The 15,891-nt window shown below is 44.8% G+C and carries 14 protein-coding genes; 8 read left to right on the forward strand and 6 right to left on the reverse strand.

Annotated features, from left to right (window positions below; genetic code table 11):
- The first annotated feature begins 1 nt into the window (after window position 1).
- Complete coding sequence (locus HRQ85_RS16275) at window positions 2–727, forward strand: DsbA family protein (RefSeq protein ID WP_172380126.1); 726 nt, start codon at window positions 2–4, stop codon at window positions 725–727.
- Window positions 728–1,385: 658 nt separating this feature from the next.
- Here the strand turns inward: HRQ85_RS16275 and HRQ85_RS16280 are convergent.
- The gene (locus tag HRQ85_RS16280) at window positions 1,386–2,648 is read right to left on the reverse strand and encodes a metal-dependent hydrolase family protein (RefSeq protein WP_172380127.1); all 1,263 of its coding nucleotides are present in this window, start codon (window positions 2,646–2,648) and stop codon (window positions 1,386–1,388) included.
- A 267-nt stretch (window positions 2,649–2,915) separates the two neighbouring features.
- Between HRQ85_RS16280 and HRQ85_RS16285 the strand changes: the two genes are divergently transcribed.
- Complete coding sequence (locus HRQ85_RS16285; RefSeq protein ID WP_172380128.1) at window positions 2,916–3,404, forward strand: hypothetical protein; 489 nt, start codon at window positions 2,916–2,918, stop codon at window positions 3,402–3,404.
- A gap of 100 nt (window positions 3,405–3,504) precedes the next feature.
- Here the strand turns inward: HRQ85_RS16285 and HRQ85_RS16290 are convergent, their stop codons facing one another.
- Both HRQ85_RS16290 and HRQ85_RS16295 read right to left on the reverse strand, forming a co-directional pair.
- A complete protein-coding gene (locus HRQ85_RS16290; RefSeq protein ID WP_172380129.1) occupies window positions 3,505–5,253 on the reverse strand; it encodes an amidohydrolase in 1,749 nt (582 codons plus the stop codon).
- 125 nt (window positions 5,254–5,378) lie between these two features.
- On the reverse strand, window positions 5,379–5,555 hold the full coding sequence (locus tag HRQ85_RS16295; protein ID WP_172380130.1) for a hypothetical protein: 177 nt from the start codon (window positions 5,553–5,555) through the stop codon (window positions 5,379–5,381).
- A 154-nt stretch (window positions 5,556–5,709) separates the two neighbouring features.
- Between HRQ85_RS16295 and HRQ85_RS16300 the strand changes: the two genes are divergently transcribed.
- Window positions 5,710–6,570: a helix-turn-helix transcriptional regulator gene (locus HRQ85_RS16300; protein ID WP_172380131.1), complete on the forward strand. Its 861-nt coding sequence runs from the start codon at window positions 5,710–5,712 to the stop codon at window positions 6,568–6,570.
- Window positions 6,571–6,720: 150 nt separating this feature from the next.
- Window positions 6,721–7,239 carry a lipocalin family protein gene (locus tag HRQ85_RS16305; protein ID WP_172380132.1) on the forward strand — a complete coding sequence of 173 codons (519 nt, stop codon included), beginning with the start codon at window positions 6,721–6,723 and terminating at the stop codon, window positions 7,237–7,239.
- Window positions 7,240–7,332: 93 nt separating this feature from the next.
- Here the strand turns inward: HRQ85_RS16305 and HRQ85_RS16310 are convergent, their stop codons facing one another.
- Both HRQ85_RS16310 and HRQ85_RS16315 read right to left on the reverse strand, forming a co-directional pair.
- Window positions 7,333–7,707 carry a hypothetical protein gene (locus tag HRQ85_RS16310; protein WP_172380133.1) on the reverse strand — a complete coding sequence of 125 codons (375 nt, stop codon included), beginning with the start codon at window positions 7,705–7,707 and terminating at the stop codon, window positions 7,333–7,335.
- A gap of 81 nt (window positions 7,708–7,788) precedes the next feature.
- Window positions 7,789–8,094, reverse strand: coding sequence for a monooxygenase (locus tag HRQ85_RS16315; RefSeq protein WP_172380134.1), 306 nt, complete (start codon window positions 8,092–8,094; stop codon window positions 7,789–7,791).
- A 156-nt stretch (window positions 8,095–8,250) separates the two neighbouring features.
- Here HRQ85_RS16315 and HRQ85_RS16320 point away from each other — a divergent pair, with 156 nt between their 5' ends.
- Window positions 8,251–9,162 (forward strand): LysR family transcriptional regulator, encoded by a 912-nt coding sequence (locus HRQ85_RS16320; RefSeq protein WP_048609338.1) that lies wholly within the window; start codon window positions 8,251–8,253, stop codon window positions 9,160–9,162.
- 17 nt (window positions 9,163–9,179) lie between these two features.
- Here HRQ85_RS16320 and HRQ85_RS16325 read toward each other — a convergent pair whose 3' ends face one another.
- A complete protein-coding gene (locus HRQ85_RS16325) occupies window positions 9,180–9,794 on the reverse strand; it encodes a TetR/AcrR family transcriptional regulator (protein WP_048609339.1) in 615 nt (204 codons plus the stop codon).
- 234 nt (window positions 9,795–10,028) lie between these two features.
- Between HRQ85_RS16325 and HRQ85_RS16330 the strand changes: the two genes are divergently transcribed.
- The 3 genes from HRQ85_RS16330 (at window position 10,029) to cyoA (ending at window position 15,887) form a co-directional block, all read left to right on the forward strand.
- Window positions 10,029–11,150: an efflux RND transporter periplasmic adaptor subunit gene (locus HRQ85_RS16330; RefSeq protein WP_172380135.1), complete on the forward strand. Its 1,122-nt coding sequence runs from the start codon at window positions 10,029–10,031 to the stop codon at window positions 11,148–11,150.
- 8 nt (window positions 11,151–11,158) lie between these two features.
- Entirely contained in the window at window positions 11,159–14,257 is a 3,099-nt protein-coding gene (locus tag HRQ85_RS16335; protein WP_172380136.1) for an efflux RND transporter permease subunit, read from the forward strand.
- A gap of 733 nt (window positions 14,258–14,990) precedes the next feature.
- On the forward strand, window positions 14,991–15,887 hold the full coding sequence (gene cyoA, locus HRQ85_RS16340; RefSeq protein WP_081228834.1) for a ubiquinol oxidase subunit II: 897 nt from the start codon (window positions 14,991–14,993) through the stop codon (window positions 15,885–15,887).
- The last annotated feature ends 4 nt before the right edge of the window (window positions 15,888–15,891 follow it).

The following is a 15,891-nucleotide window of genomic DNA, read 5'->3' on the forward strand; positions in this document are numbered from 1 at the left end:
TATGAAATTCATAACAAAAAGCATCATCACATTATTAGTTACACTGGCTTTCTCTCCTGTCACTTACGCAATGACAAAACAAGAAAAGATTGCCGAGATAACGCAAATGTTAGAAACGAATGAAGGTATTATCGATTCGGTTCATGACAGTCTGGCTGCTTACATAGATCAACAAAGTAGTTTCGATAAAACGTTGGCCGAGAGCCATGACTTTATTTATAACAATCCACACCACCCTTGGTATGGTTCCGAACATCCAAAGCTGACGGTCGTAAACATGACTGATTTTAGTTGCCCGTGGTGTAAAAAGTTAGATCCTGTTCTTCGGAAAATAGCGGATGAGTTTCCTAATGACATCAAGGTGATAAATATTTATATCCCTCTAAAGGAGAGAGATTCACCACTGAACTCAGCAACCTTTGGACTCAATGTCTGGAACAATGACAAAGAAAAATACAAAGCAGTTGAAGAGATGTTGATCAGTAAGCCTGGCATTCACAACGTTCGTTCGATAATGAAAGTAGCGAAGAAGAACAAAGCCACCGATTACGTTTCTTCAGACAGTGAAATAGCGATTGAAGTTGCTGAAAACTATAACTTGTTTACGAGGTTGGGTGTTCGAGGTACACCAGCGATGCTCATTGATGGAACATTGATCCCCGGTTACTTACCATACGAAAAACTATATCCAATAGTAAAGGCTAAGCTAGAAGAGAAAAGTAAATAGAATAAATTTACGATAACTTAATTATTATTTCTGATGGATAAAAAGCCCTATTGATTAGGGCTTTTTCTTATTTGTTTATTAATTTACAGAAGTAGTTTGTAAATTAATAAACAATGTATAACGCAGCTAGTCCAAATATGCCTAGAAAACTCAGAACACCACATGTCGAGTACAACAACAGTCTCATTGTTAATTCCTGATTACAAAAAAATGATTAATAGTATTTACTTTTCTAAATTGTCTTATGTGCAATTTAAGGGCGTGGGGTTGACAAATTTATATTAAAATAGCACCTCCAGATAAATTATCACTTAACATTTAGTTAGAGCTATCTATGCTGAAATAATTCCATTTCCTCTGTGTTTTTTTAGAAATAATCAGAGGATTTTATACTGCATTTTTACAGTTTGATATTCTATTTTTAATTTTCTTATGGTTGTTAATACGTAAATGTAAATTAATTTATCGCGTGGAAAATAACTCGTAGCATGGCAGTGAATTTATATTTTTTATTGAGTGAATTGGATATCTAAGATTTTCAATGGAAGGTGAGATCAGCTTTAGGCGATCCAAAAAAAAGCAAACAACCAAGTTAGTCATCTCGGTTATTTGCTTTAGATGTGTTGTTTTGCGGTTAAGGGACGAGCGCTTTTCGAGGTTAAAGCGTGTTTTTGTACACCTTACCGTCTTTCATGATCAGTTTTTGTGTCTCTGTGTTCGCCACACACGCAACACTTTCCAGTGGGTTGCCATCGATGATCAATAGGTCGGCATAAGCACCTTCAACGATCTGACCTAACTTGCCTTCTTGGTATGGGTGTTGGTAAGTCGACATTTCGAACAAGCGACCACAGTTTGATGTCGCCATGCGAAGTGCGGTGATGGTATCGAATACTTGCTCAATCGCACCAAGTTCATTCAATTGTGTCGCATGAACGTTGGTTTCACCCACACAGTCAGTACCAAAAGCAATGTTCTGAATGTCGTATTTCTTAATCAGTTCTGCTGACTTGAACATGGCTTTGCCTACGCGTTCTGTTTTGCGGTATGTCTCCTCATTCGGCAGCGGGATCTTACGCTCTGCAATCAATGAAGAGGTAAAGTAAGAAGGAATCACCCAAATGCCTTTCTCTTTAATGATCTCGGCAATGTCGTCGTCCATGATGGTCGCATGTTCGAAAGACATCACGCCCGCTTCTGCCGCTCGGCGCATCGCATCAGAGGTGTGGATGTGCGCGGCAACATAAGTGCCGTAATCGGAAGCGGCATCTACCGCCGCTTTCATCTCTTCAGATGTGAATTGCAATGTGTCTAGTGGGTCGAAGGTTGAAGAAGCGCCACCACCCGCCATGATCTTGATTTGAGAAGCGCCCATGAATAACTGTTCGCGAACCGCTTTTAAGACTTCTGAACGACCATCTGCCACTTTCATTGCGCCAAGCTTCATCATTGGTGAATCTTCATGCCCGTTAGCTAAACGCTCTTGTGCTTGGTTTTGACGGTAATCAGAGTGACCACAGGTTTGCGAGATAGCCGCCATTGAAGGAAGAATACGTGGGCCAGTGGCATAGCCGTTGTCGATACTGTTTTTAAGGCCAAGCGTATTACCCGCCACGTCGCGAATGGTAGTAAAACCGCGCATTAACATCTCTTCTGAAATCTTCGCTGAGCGAATCGCCACTTCTTCACGCGTCATGGTATCAATCACATTAAAAGAGGCAGAGAGCGTGATATGAACGTGCGCATCAATCAGGCCTGGCATGACCGTACCGCCTTGAGCATCAATCGTTTCATCGGCAATCGTTGGGTCAATCTCTCCAATCTGAGTGATCAAGTTATCTTCGATGAGGATTGATACGTTCTCGATTAAGTTGTTATCAACACCGTTAAATACGTTCGCGTTAGTGATTAGCTTTTTCATAGTCTGCACCTTTTGGAAATGAGTGTGTGTCGCTGATGGAGTCATCTTATGGGGCGCAGCATTTGAAGAATGGCCATTTGGTGACAGTGATGAATTGGGTGTGTTTTTGCTATTGCTATAAGAGAGGCAAGGGGGATTTCTGTTGAATCATTAATTTGAGAAATGAATGTTGGCGGTGTCATGAAATGGTAAGTTTTGCTTCGATTCGAACGCTAAGATGTATTTCAAATCAAGGCGACTTATCAAATTAGATTAGAGAGAGACAGAATGACTAAATCAGACAAAGTTTACGGGTTCAACACACCACAACGTCTATTCGTAGGTTACACGTTAGCCGTGCTGGTGGACTTAGTAGTACTTAACTTCTTCGATGAGTACTGGGACTTCGTCAACATTGAGTCTTTCACTATCTCTTTGATCGCGGCGTTGTTGTTGCAGTTGTTGTTGAAGCTCTCTATTGGTTTAGAGCACAAGATTGCCGAGCACTTCAAAAGCAAGCCGGGCACCGCGCCTAAGGTGTACCGAGCAATCACCACTTACATTATCTTGGTGGGCTCAAAATTCGTGATGTTAGAAGCGATTAACCTATTGTTCGGTGACAAGGTGAGCTTTACTGGCCCTTGGGGCGGTGTGGTAGCGTTCTTCGCGGTGGTATTTACGATTCTGGTTGCTGAAGTGATTGTATCGAAGATCTACTTTGCTCTGGATGATAAACAAGATTCAAATGTGAAAGCGCTTAAAGAGACCAGCGCGTAACACAAAATAAAATACAGATGTGAATAACAGACGAGCCAGCTGAATAAGCGGGCTCGTTTTCGTTTGAGTTGCGATAACTAATTCGATGCGCCGGTTGGCTCTATTTTTCATAAACCACATCTCCTCGTAACACCGTCATCAACACTTGAGTCTTAGCGATTTGTCTTGCTGAAACTGTGGTGATGTCTCGGTCGAGAATGGCGAAATCAGCGGATTTCCCTACCTCAATAGAGCCTGTTACGTCTTCAATCCCAAGACTTTTGGCTGCATTAAGCGTGTAAGCGTCGATCGCGGTATAGATATCGGTTAGGCCGGTTTTGCCCATGATTAAGCTGTTCGCGATGCCGACCAATGGGTTGATGTCGTGTACGTTCCAGTCACTGCTTAAGGTGATATTCGCGTCGGTCTTGAGTATTGCATCGAGGTTCATCATGGCTTTGGCACGGCGAGCACCAAGGAAAGCTTCGGCCCATTGGTGTTGATGCCTTGCAACGTAATCAGAGCCGACTTGGAAATCTGCGGTTACGTCTAATTGGCGAAAACGTGGCACATCTTCATCATTGATTAATTCGACATGGGTTAGGGTGTAGGGCTTGGTTGAACCTTGTTTGCGAATGCTTTCTATCGCATCAAGCGATTCACGAACTGCGCCATCACCAATGGCATGAATGTGGGCGCTAAACCCTATTTTTTCGAGCGCAGTTAGCCACTCTTTCATTTGTTCCGGCGGAATATAGTTCAAGCCATTAGGAGACAGGGGTAGATAAGTATCTAAGTAGGGTGCGAGCGTTTTGGCGGTGCCGTTGATGAAGATGCCATCACTGTACATTTTCACCTGATCGACAAGTAGCAGACGACTTTTATCGTCGGAATACATCTTCTCAAAGACTTCTAATTGAGAAGGTATCGCCATTGATGGATACACCCAAGGGCGCAGCGACACACGCGCCGTTAAGTCTTGATTTTGCTCGGCCTCTAACCAAACGTCATACCAACCTCGTTTCCAATACATGCGACCGTCACCAATGGTTGTGATGCCGTGGGCTGCCGCTTCCTCAAGTCCGAACATTAACCCTTGGTAGCTTTGCTCAAACAGGTCGCTTTGGCTGTTCCAAGCCATCTCCATCACTTGATCGCCAGCATTGTCTAATAAGATGCCATTGAGCTTGCCACTGTCTTGGTCTTTTAAATAAACACCGCCTTGTGGGTCTGGAGATTGTTGGCTGATTCGAGCGATTTTTAGTGCTTTTGAGTTGACCCACATCGAGTGTGAAGTTTGCTCCATGATCACCACTGGGCGATCTGGGAAGATACTATCGATGATCTCTAGTGGCGTGTAGTCAGAGTCGCTATCGAGCGTCGCTTCCAAAGAAAAACCATAACCCATTAGCCAACCTCTGCCATCGGTATCAGCATTGATTTTACATGCTTCTAAGTAAGGGATTTGCTCTTCTAATGTTGCTTCAGAGTCGAGTTCACAATTGCCACCCAGCTCTGAGGCGGCTTCAAACACATGATTGTGGTTATCAATAAATCCCGGCAAGACAAAGGCATTGCCTAGATCAATGACATCTGTGCTTTGTCCTTGAAAAGTTTGCGCCTGTGATTGGTTACCGATGAAGATGATCTTGCCGTTATGGGTAACGATCGAGTCTGACTCGCGATGCCCATATATATCTGCATTGGTAAAAATTTGGTCAGCACTTTGGCTTTTAACGGCTGTTTGCGCTTGAACTGCTGTCTGTGTTTGAACAATAGTGTTGGCTTGTGCAAGCACCGGCGCTACGGCCGATAAGCTTGTGAGTAATGCTATCCATGCAGTGCGTGGCAGAGTGAGCTTTTTGTTCATTATTATGTCTTCCATGTTCCACTGTTTAATAAGTATAGAAAGCGAGTGGCAAGTGTGAAACTCTACATGAATGACAAATAAAAACCGCGATTAATCAATAAATTGTGGTTTGAATAAGCCTTTCATCACGACTCTTGTCTTAGGCTCTTACGTAGATCTTTCTTATATTCGTCATAAGAGTTATAGCCATAGAGTTTCCAGGTATGGTCACCCTTAATATTGTGGCTGTAGGTGATCTCGCCGATCCACTGCTGACGTGTGGCAAGAATCATATCGCGAATTTTTAATAATAAAGTGTCCATAGTTGCTCTCCTGATTAAGTTCACTTGCAGTATATTTATCGGAGACGAAGAGAAGAGTACCGTCAGCGCAATGTTCAATACTTTTCAGCCAATGTGCTGATTTGGGTGGTTTGTTACGTATACTTTCAATATTAAAAGGTCATTGAGTATCGTAATGAAAGGTTACTTGGAAAAAGTGCCACAACGAGTTGGCATGTCTTGGCGCTATAAGAAAATTGTCGAGAACAGTAAAAGCTATGGTTGGCATCGGCACGAAGAGTATGAGATAGCGATTCATCGTCACTTTACTGGCCATGGTTTTATTGGGCATCACCAAAGCGATGTGTTCCATAACCATATGATTTTGGTTGGGCCGGACTTGCCTCATGCTATTTATTCGGACGACAACACGGATGACCAACGAGTATGTGAAACGCATGTGATTTGGTTTCGTAAAGACTGGATAGAGCCATTGATAGCCAGTTGTCGAGAGCTTGAACCTTTGCGTGCACTGCTGGAAGGCTCAAAGAAAGGATTGCAGTTCTCTCCTAGTTCGGCAGAGAAGGCGACTGAATTGTTAGACAGGGTGATGGAGAAACCACCACACCAACAATTACTCACCTTATTCTCGTTGTTTTCGGTATTACTTGATGACCAAGAGGTGGTGCAGTTAATTAACCCGATTTTTAAGGACAATGAAGGTGATGAGATCAGCGATAACCTAGATAAGGTCGAAGCTTTCTTAATGAATCACTTTATTCAAGATATCTCGATTAACGATTTAGCCAGTCACCTATACATCAGTGAGAGCAGTGTTAGGCATTTATTTCAAAAGCACTATAAAGAGAGCTTCAGTCAACGGCTTAAAAAGATCCGATTGAATGTTGCGTGCGACTTGCTGATTAATACCTCATTGCCTGTCAGTTTGATCTTGGAGAAAGTGGGATACGACAACCAAGCCAACTTCAATCGTCAGTTTAAATCCTATAAACAGGTGACGCCGACTCAATATCGAATAGCAATGAAACGTCATTGATTCATTCGCAGACTAAACGATTCACATAAGATTCTGAATAAATTACAGTTAAGTGAACTATAAAAATGGATTTAACGTATTACCAAGGATGTAAGTTTATGTTTTCACGAGACTTACTCGCATTACTAATAAAAACAAGTCGAGGTTAGGATGAAAAAAATATTATTGCTGCTTAGCGTGATCTTATTGGGTGGTTGTGTTGGCATGCCCGAAACGGTTAAGCCCGTTCAACAGTTCGAGTTGGATCGATACCTAGGGAAATGGTACGAAGTGGCTCGTTTGGATCACTCGTTTGAGCGTGGCTTAGACAACATCAGTGCTGAGTACAGCCTGCGTGATGATGGCGGCGTGAAGGTGATTAATCGTGGTTATTCGGCGGAAGAAGGTGAGTGGAACGAAGCGGAAGGCAAAGCGTACTTTGTTGAAGGCAGCGAACAAGGCTATTTGAAAGTGTCTTTCTTTGGCCCTTTCTACGGCGCTTATGTGGTGTTTGAATTGGACAAAGAGGGTTACCAATACGCGTTTGTTTCAGGTCCAGATACTGATTACTTATGGCTGCTTTCAAGAACGCCAGAGGTTGCGCCAGAGGTGATGGAGAAGTTCAAAAGCATGTCTAAAGAGCGTGGCTTCAACACTGATGAATTGATTTACGTTGAGCACAGCAAATAAGCTGAACGCGCTAGGTTAACGATAGTTGATTGAGAAAAAGGAACAGATGATGAGTGCATCTGTTCCTTTTTTATTGGTTTGGTTTTGTATGAACTAGCCTTGTCGACGAACCTGCAACACGCTGAGCACCGATAGTGAAAGGAAGAACGCAGGATCACTCCAACCAAAACCAACAAAAATGCCTGTAAACGCGGCATACAAGGTGATGATGGCACCCAGCATATTGGTCACAACCAAACCTTGGATGAGCTTTTTGGCGGATACGCCGGGTTCAATGTCTCTTAGCAACCAGCTTATCGCTGCGATACCACCCAAAAATATACTGGTGTGTTGAGAGAGAAAGTACGCGTACTTATCATTGATCTCTACGCCGTACATTGACCACATAAGGGGGGGTAGGAAAAACAGCGCGAAGGCAAACCCTGCGTAAATGATGCCGTGTAGGCTCAAGAATGTTTTGTTGTTCATTGTGTCGCTCTCTTTTTCAACTTGGTGATATTGCTAATCTGTCTCTTTGCTCAATACTTGAGTGAGTGAATGAGCGATGCATTAAGCGTTGATTGGGCCTTTGTTAATGGTAGTTAAAGGCTGGTTCACGTCAAAAATCACACCACGTACTTCGTCGACACCCATCTGTTTAAGGCGAGCGCTATGCATCGCTAGGTACGTCTCTGCACTGAGTTGGTCTTCAAAAAGATAGACACCACCGCCCAGTTTTTCAGCTTCGTTTTCTGTCCAGATTTTCCAGATCATACCCGGTTCGTTGTTAATAGACTTTGCTAGGTCAACGAGCGCGTTCGACATCTCTTCACCAAATGGGCCTGAAAATTCAAAATCGACTTGTAATAATTTCATGGTTATTTCTCCAAACAGTTACTTGGTATTGCGCTGAGACTGATGGTCATTTCGCAAAACATAGGGGGCTTGATTGCCTGTTGGAATAGATATTACCTGTAAAAAACAGACAGAAAAGTTCATAATATTGCCATTAACTGTCAGGATTTTAGACCGATGAGATTAAAGACCACCCTAGACCAATGGCAAACGCTTTACGAAATTGACCGTGCAGGCAGCATTCAGGCGGCGGCAGTGCAATTGAATAAGAGCCATACCACGCTGATTTATGCTTTGAGAAAATTGGAGGATCAATTGGGTGTGTCTTTGGTGCAGGTTGAAGGGCGTCGGGCGGTGCTATCGGAAGATGGTAAATCATTGTTGCGCCGTGCAAGCAGCATGTTGGAACAGGCGAGAGAGTTGGAACTTATCAGTGAACAGCTGGCGAAAGGCGTCGAATCTGAAATCGTGGTCGCCGTGGATCATCTGTGTTGTCTTGAACGTTTATACAGACCGATGGCGCAATTTATGGCGGAGAACAGCACCACATCAATTCAAGTGATGGAAACGTCATTGTCTAAGACGACTGAAATGGTCACTCAAGAACTCGCCGACGTTGCCATCATCAATCTGCCTATCACTAATTATTCTGCTGAGGCTTTTGGTTTTACGATGATGGAGCCTGTTGTTGCGAGTTCACATCCGTTAGCAAGTGCTGCTTCTGTGTCGTTGAATCAACTGTCGTCTTTGCCGCAAATTGTGGTGAGGGATTTAGGTGCACGATCCAGTCAAGGCGCTAAAAGCCAAGGCAACAAACAGGATGTGGGTTGGTTGAAGTCGAGTCAGCGTATTACGGTGGATAATTTCGACCATGCGTTTGGCGCGGTAGAGCAGGGCGTGGGTTATTGCCGATTACCAAAGCACATTGTGGAAAGTCGAGGTGGGAACAAGCTGACGGTGCTCAATGTCGAAAATGGCAGTGGATATCACGTTCCGCTGCACCTGACTCTGCCAAAAGGGGCTAAGACAGGCCCTGCCGCAAAACGTTTCTATGAACTGCTGCTTGAGTCAGCTTCTATGGCTGGCTAACGGTTAAATATTTAAGACTAACGAGGCTGATTGCCGTTTAAGAACAGCGCGACACACTCTTTGGTGTATAGGAGTCTCTCTTGCTCAGACTCACCGCTTTCGTGTCCGAAGAATCCCCAATACGCCGACTTACCATGGAACATCAACAGTAGCTGTCTTGCTGCAAGGATCGGTGAGCTAGACGTCGACAGAGTAAGGTCACCAGAATCTATTTTCGATTGCAGGTAATCGGCGAGTAACTTGGTGGTTTTTTGAGGGCCGGTCTCTAAATAGATAGAGGCGATCTCTGGGTGCGTGTTGGATTGGCTAACCGCATTTTGAAAGGTCTGTCTGGACTGCTCATCAAGTAACAAATCTTGAAACTTCACACCAAATTTCACCAACTCGTCTTCCAAAGTGGCATTCATATCAAAAGCAGAAGGGCTGAGTTCGCGCTCGGCACACTTGGTTTGCATGCAGGTTTCGAAAAGCTCGTCTTTGTTTTTAAAGTGAGAGTAGACCGTTTGCTTGGAAACGTTCGCTGCTTTGGCTATTTGATCCATATTGATCTTGAAGCCATGTTCAGAGAAAAGTTTACTTGCTGCGGTTAAGATCTGCGATCTCTTCTGTTCACTCTTGATGATTTTTGTCACGTGCTTGCTTCTCGTTACTTGGTGTTGGGGCGTTACCTAGCTTGTCTCTTTGCTTAATGCCTATTGTACTCAGTAATAGGTATCTCATTTGGCGCTAAGCATTATGCTTTTTGTGATGGTTTTATCAATCATTAACCATGAAACTTATTTTTAACATAATCAAACTAGACAGTCTAGTTTGGTTTGGTTAGTCTAAAAAAAGAACATGATGAGTACCGCATAGGAACAGGAAGTATGTATAAATTGATGAAGGGAAGCGCAGTAGCAGTGGCGTTGTCGACTCTTCTTGTCGGGTGTGGTGAAAATACACAAGCCGAGACAGCATCCGATGCAGATAATGCTGCAGTGGAATCGAATAGTGCAGCGTCGACAGTCTTAACAGTAGAAACTGTCGCTTTGGAACGCTCTCCATCGTATGCAGTACAACGTGAATATGTCGGTGTGGTAAAGGCGGGTCAACAGGCGAACTTGGGTTTTGAATTGGCAGGCAAGGTCAATGAGACTCTGGTGGATGTCGGTGACACAGTCACAACGGGTCAGCCGTTGATCAGATTGGATACTCAACTTTTGGAAACCGAGTCTAGCCAACTGAAAGCGCAGGCTGAAGAAGTGAAAGCTCAGTTGAGTCTTGTGGCTGCTAACTTAAAGCGTCAACGTTCGTTGAAAGCGAAAGGCTTCAGTGCCGAAGCGGAGATTGATTCTCTCACCAGTGAGCAACGCGTATTGCAGGCTAACTTGTTACGTATCGATGCATCGGTAAAAGGCAACGAATTGAAATTGGTGAAATCGACAGTGCTTGCGCCTTATTCTGGCACTATCGCGACACGCTTTGTCTCGCTCGGAGATGTGGTGAATGTCGGTAATCCAACCCTTACACTGCTTGCTTCTGAGGGCAAAGAGGCCTTCATCGGTATTCCTGCTCACCAAATGCAAAAAGTCACCTCACTTTCTTCGCCTAACATCCGAGTTGGGCGCACAGATTATGCCGTGGAGCTATTGAATCCCGGCGCAATGGTCGACACTCAATCTCGCAGTGTCGGTTTGCGTTACCTATTCCCTGAAAAATCGTCGGTATTAGAAGGGCAACTGGCCTACCTTAAATTTGATGAACAGATTGAAGAGCAAGGCTACTGGGTGCCATTAACAGGTTTGATTGATGGATTGCGCGGTGTGTGGAACATCTTTGTGATTGGTGAAGATGACAAGGTTGAACGTAGAAGTGTTCAGGTTCTGTTTGCCAACAATCAACAAGCGTATGTGAGTGGGGCGATTGAAGACGGTGAACAAGTGATTGCCAGTGGCTTACATCGCTTAGTTCCGGGACAAATCGTGAAACCAGTCAGCGCGGCTGAGTAGGTAATAGTATGAAAATTATAGAGACTATTTCCAACACGCGACTGCTTATCTTGATGACAGCACTGCTGATGGTGAGTGGTATTTCTGCGTTCATGACGTTGCCACGTGCAGAAGACCCAGTAATCATCAACCGTTACGCGAACATTACCACCAGTTTCCCCGGCGCCAGTGCCGAGCGTGTTGAAACCTTGGTAACAGAAGTTATCGAGAATAAGCTGCGTGAACTGAGTGAAGTTAAATTGGTGAGTTCGACCTCTAGGCCGAGCGTCTCAATTGTCACGCTAGAACTTAACGACACCATCACCGAGCCAGAACCCGTCTGGTCCCAAGCTCGTGACAAGCTGTCTGACATCGAATCCATTTTGCCTGCGGGCTCTCAATCTCCCGATCTCGATAGCGACCATACCTATGCTTTCACGACCATCGCATCTCTAACTTGGTCTGGTGCAGGCGAGCCTGACAGATTAACTTTGGGCCGTTATGCCAAAGAGCTCGCCAAGCGGTTGCGAACCTTGTCGGGTACCGAATTCGTAGATGAATACGGGATGCCGCAAGAAGAGATTCAAATCAGTTTACGTACTGCCGATGCCGCTGCTTTAGGGCGTTCAAGTGCCAATATCGCTGAATCGCTCGAAGGGGCAGACGCCAAGAACTCTGCGGGTGAACTGGTCAGTGCCTATTCCCGTTTTGGTTTGGAAATTGAGTCGGAACTGGACTCCATTGAACGTATCAAGCAAGTCCCAATTGCCACTGACAGCAATGGTCACATCATCCGCATGGAAGATATTGCGTCTGTGAAACGTGGTGAGAAAACCCCGCAAGACCAAATTGCGATTATTGATGGTGAGCCGGGTGTGATTGTCGCGGCAAGAATGCATCCTGATCTGCGAGTTGATAACTGGACGTCGCGAGCTAATGCTCTGATTGGCAAGTTTGAACAAGAGTTACCAAGTAACGTTAAGGTGACGGTGTTATTTAATCAGCAAGGTTATACCGAAACCCGCTTAGACGATTTAGGCAAAAGCTTGATGATCGGTTTTGGCTTGATTTTGATTGTATTGTTCGTGACCTTAGGTGTGCGCGCTGCAATATTGGTGGCGATTTCTCTGCCACTGACTTCACTTCTTACGCTGTCGATCATGAAGATGACCGGTGTGCCTATCAACCAGATGTCGGTGACGGGCTTAATAGTCGCGCTCGGTATTATGGTTGATAACGCGGTGGTGATGGTCGATACCATTCAAGCGTATCGCTTGAAAGGGCAACAGCGAGCTGAAGCAACCATGAACGCATTGAAGCATTTATGGGTGCCGTTATTAGGTTCAACCTTAACCACCGTGTTGGCGTTTGCCCCGATTATTTTGATGCCGGGGGCATCGGGTGAATTTGTCGGTGGTATTGCGATTACCGTTTCTTTCTCATTGATCGGCTCTTACATCATCTCGCACACCTTAATCGCAGGCTTAGCGACCAAGCTATTGCCGAAACAACTCAGTGATGTCGACAATAAAGGGCAGCACCATTGGTACATGACGGGTTTGAGAATCCCGGCTTTGACGCGCTGGTTCTCATCTTCTGTTCGCTTTGGCGTCACGCATCCAATCATCACGATTGCTTTGGTGTTGTTGGTTCCGTTTACTGGTTACTGGAGTATGTCTCAGCTGACAGAGCAATTCTTCCCGCCATCAGACCGAGATATGTTTGAGATTCAGGTGTATATGCCACCTCAAGCGAGCATTTACGCCACCAAAAACACTTCTGAAAAAATAGACGACATCATTCATCGTTACCCCGAAGTGGAGCGTATCGATTGGCTAGTGGGCGCAAACTTCCCATCCTTCTATTACAACCTGCAAGCAAGGCAAAATAATGCGCCATACTTCTCGCAAGCGATGGTGAAAACAGAGAACTTTGACCAAGCCAATGCGCTAATTCCACAGTTGCAAAAGGTGTTGGATGAAGAGGTTCCTGAAGCACAAATCTTGGTACGTAAGCTTAACCAAGGACCTCCATTTACTGCGCCCGTTGAACTGCGTGTTTATGGTGAAAACCTCGATACCCTAAAAGCGATTGGTGAAGATGTACGCTTGATTCTGGCGGGTGTCCCTCATGTCACGCACACAAGGGAAACGCTGCAACCGGGCACGCCGAAGGTGTGGTTGAAGGTCGATGAAGACACCGCAAAACTGAATGGTATTTCATTGAACCAGTTCGCAGGTATGCTGCAAACTACGTTGACAGGTCGTGAAAGTGGCTCTGTGATTGAGGGCAGTGAGTCGGTGCCAATCCGTGTTCGTGTTGCGGATGATGCGCGTGAGAACCTAGCGCACTTGAGTAATATTCGCTTGCCGATAAGCTCTGATGTCTATTCTACGGGTATCAATGTGTCTACTTTGGCTGAGCTTGAACTGACCACAAGTCGAGGTGCAATAACCCGCCGTAATGGGCAACGTGTGAATACCATTGAGGGTTATATTGAAGCGGGTGTCTTACCTCAAACTGTGCTCAATGAATTCCAAAAACGCCTAGAAAGCTATCAGATGCCATCGGGCTATACGATTGGTTTTGGTGGCGAATCCGCTGAACGAGATAATTCAGTCAACAGCCTCATCTCGAATGTCGCAGTCGTGGTGGTATTGATGGTGCTGGTGGTGGTGATGTCATTCAACTCGTTCCGAATGAGTAGCATCATCTTCATGGTTGCAGGATTGGCGGGTGGTCTAGGGTTATTATCTGTTTGGACTTTCGGTTATCCGTTCGGCTTTACGGTGATTATCGCAATGCTCGGGATTGCGGGTTTAGCGATTAACGCGGCCATCGTGATTCTGACCGAATTGAAACTCGATAAAGAGGCTTCATCAGGCAATGTGGATGCGGTGGTAGAAGCTGTGATGTCGTGTACTCGCCATATCAGCTCAACCACGATCACAACCGTGGGCGGCTTTATGCCACTGATCATTGCTGGTGGTGGTTTCTGGCCTCCGTTTGCGGTCGCGATTGTGGGTGGTACTGTGTTAACCACGCTTATCTCGTTCTACTTTGTGCCTGTGGTTTATCATTTGATGACTAGAAATCAGCGAAAAACCATCGCGACTCAAGCGGCATAACTGTTTTTTAATTTAACTGCTTTTCAATTGCCCATAATCGAGCCGTATCTGGCTCGATTATGGTGTTGTTATTCTCGATAAATTCATCCCAATTCCTACCATTGTGTTGTTCTTTTCACCGCTATAACGTTCTCAATTAGTCAAATTATCCTTTCTGTTAGTCATAATATTCTTTCAATTCGTCACAGTAGTACATCGATGAATGCTTGGTTATCTTGCTGGTGAATGAGTGGGTATTTTGAATAATCTAACCAGTGAATACCTTGTAAATGGTATGTGAATTCACAATCTTGATGGGCGTCACACTTCTATTTATTCGCTCTTTCTAATGTACCTTGAACTGGCTCTGAGCTGTGGTGACGCGCGAGTGTTTATCTGCTTTTTCTAAATCCCTTGTCAGCACTGGCCTCACCCATGTAGCACGCTATGGGTGTGTGTCTGAATCGTCTTCTGCTTCTTAGTTTTCGCATCCATAAATGGAAGGTTAGTTTCCAAGTTTGTTTGGTGAGCTTTCAAATTCAACTCTTCATAATGCGCCAAATGTAACAATGTATTTCAAAGTGTAACAATTAAGTCATGTTTTCTGTGTGGTTTTAACTCAGCAGTAACGGGCTCTATTGCATTGCTTTTTGAGATGCGGCGTTTCACATGCTCAACACATAAATATTCTAATGATCATGACAACCAGTACTTAGGCGTTCGTTCTGAGGCTGGATAACCATCGAGAAAGTTAATGGAAGCTTCAAGATATAAACGCATTTTATCGAGGACAAGTTTGTCGAAGATTGGTTTGCTGGGAACCATTCTGATGCTCGAAGGATGTAACTCCGCATTGCTCGACCCAAAAGGTAGCGTTGGCGTTCAGGAAAAAGAGCTGATTATTACGGCTCTGTTGCTGATGTTGATTGTCGTCATCCCAGTAATTCTGATGACCATCTACTTTGCTTACCGATACCGCGAAAGCAATACCACGGAAGAGTATGCACCAGACTGGGCGCACTCAACCAAAATTGAAATAGTGGTATGGACAATTCCAATCATCATTATTGCGATTCTAGCCACCATCACTTGGCGAACAACTCACGAACTGGAGCCATCTAAGCCTCTGGAAAGTGACGTTAAACCTATGGTGATCGAAGTGGTCTCTCTGGACTGGAAATGGCTGTTCATCTATCCGGAGCAAAACATTGCGACGGTTAACTATGTTGCGTTCCCGAAAGATGTTCCAGTGACGTTTAAGCTGACTTCAGACAACATCATGAACGCGTTCTTTATCCCGCGTCTTGGTTCGCAGATCTACGCGATGCCGGGAATGGTGACTAAGTTGAATTTGATTGCAAACCACGAAGGTGACTTCAAAGGCTTTGCTTCGAACTACAGTGGCAAAGGGTTCTCTCAGATGAAATTCACCGCATCGGCCATGCCTGATCAAGTGGCGTTTTTAAACTGGGTAGAGAAAGTGAAAGCAAGTCCTGATCGTATTGAAGATTGGGAGCAGTTCCGTTCATTGGCCGCGCCAAGTGTGGCTGAACCTGTGACGCTGTTTTCTAGTATCCCACCATTTTTATTCACTGATGTCGTGACCCAGCACCCTGGTTCAATGAACTGTCTGCCGGAAACCCAAGGATAATCGT

The organism is Vibrio sp. Vb339, assembly GCF_902751245.1.
Taxonomy (GTDB): domain Bacteria; phylum Pseudomonadota; class Gammaproteobacteria; order Enterobacterales; family Vibrionaceae; genus Vibrio; species Vibrio coralliirubri.

What these genes read in the sequence shown, in the direction of transcription:
- HRQ85_RS16320 (WP_048609338.1), top strand. Translation starts at nt 8,251, where the DNA reads ATGAGATTAAAGACCACCCTAGACCAATGGCAAACGCTTTACGAAATT.
- HRQ85_RS16305 (WP_172380132.1), top strand. Translation starts at nt 6,721, where the DNA reads ATGAAAAAAATATTATTGCTGCTTAGCGTGATCTTATTGGGTGGTTGT.
- HRQ85_RS16285 (WP_172380128.1), top strand. Translation starts at nt 2,916, where the DNA reads ATGACTAAATCAGACAAAGTTTACGGGTTCAACACACCACAACGTCTA.
- HRQ85_RS16310 (WP_172380133.1), bottom strand. Translation starts at nt 7,707, where the DNA reads ATGAACAACAAAACATTCTTGAGCCTACACGGCATCATTTACGCAGGG.
- cyoA (WP_081228834.1), top strand. Translation starts at nt 14,991, where the DNA reads ATGGAAGCTTCAAGATATAAACGCATTTTATCGAGGACAAGTTTGTCG.
- HRQ85_RS16290 (WP_172380129.1), bottom strand. Translation starts at nt 5,253, where the DNA reads ATGAACAAAAAGCTCACTCTGCCACGCACTGCATGGATAGCATTACTC.
- HRQ85_RS16330 (WP_172380135.1), top strand. Translation starts at nt 10,029, where the DNA reads ATGTATAAATTGATGAAGGGAAGCGCAGTAGCAGTGGCGTTGTCGACT.
- HRQ85_RS16295 (WP_172380130.1), bottom strand. Translation starts at nt 5,555, where the DNA reads ATGGACACTTTATTATTAAAAATTCGCGATATGATTCTTGCCACACGT.
- HRQ85_RS16275 (WP_172380126.1), top strand. Translation starts at nt 2, where the DNA reads ATGAAATTCATAACAAAAAGCATCATCACATTATTAGTTACACTGGCT.
- HRQ85_RS16300 (WP_172380131.1), top strand. Translation starts at nt 5,710, where the DNA reads ATGAAAGGTTACTTGGAAAAAGTGCCACAACGAGTTGGCATGTCTTGG.
- HRQ85_RS16335 (WP_172380136.1), top strand. Translation starts at nt 11,159, where the DNA reads ATGAAAATTATAGAGACTATTTCCAACACGCGACTGCTTATCTTGATG.
- HRQ85_RS16315 (WP_172380134.1), bottom strand. Translation starts at nt 8,094, where the DNA reads ATGAAATTATTACAAGTCGATTTTGAATTTTCAGGCCCATTTGGTGAA.
- HRQ85_RS16280 (WP_172380127.1), bottom strand. Translation starts at nt 2,648, where the DNA reads ATGAAAAAGCTAATCACTAACGCGAACGTATTTAACGGTGTTGATAAC.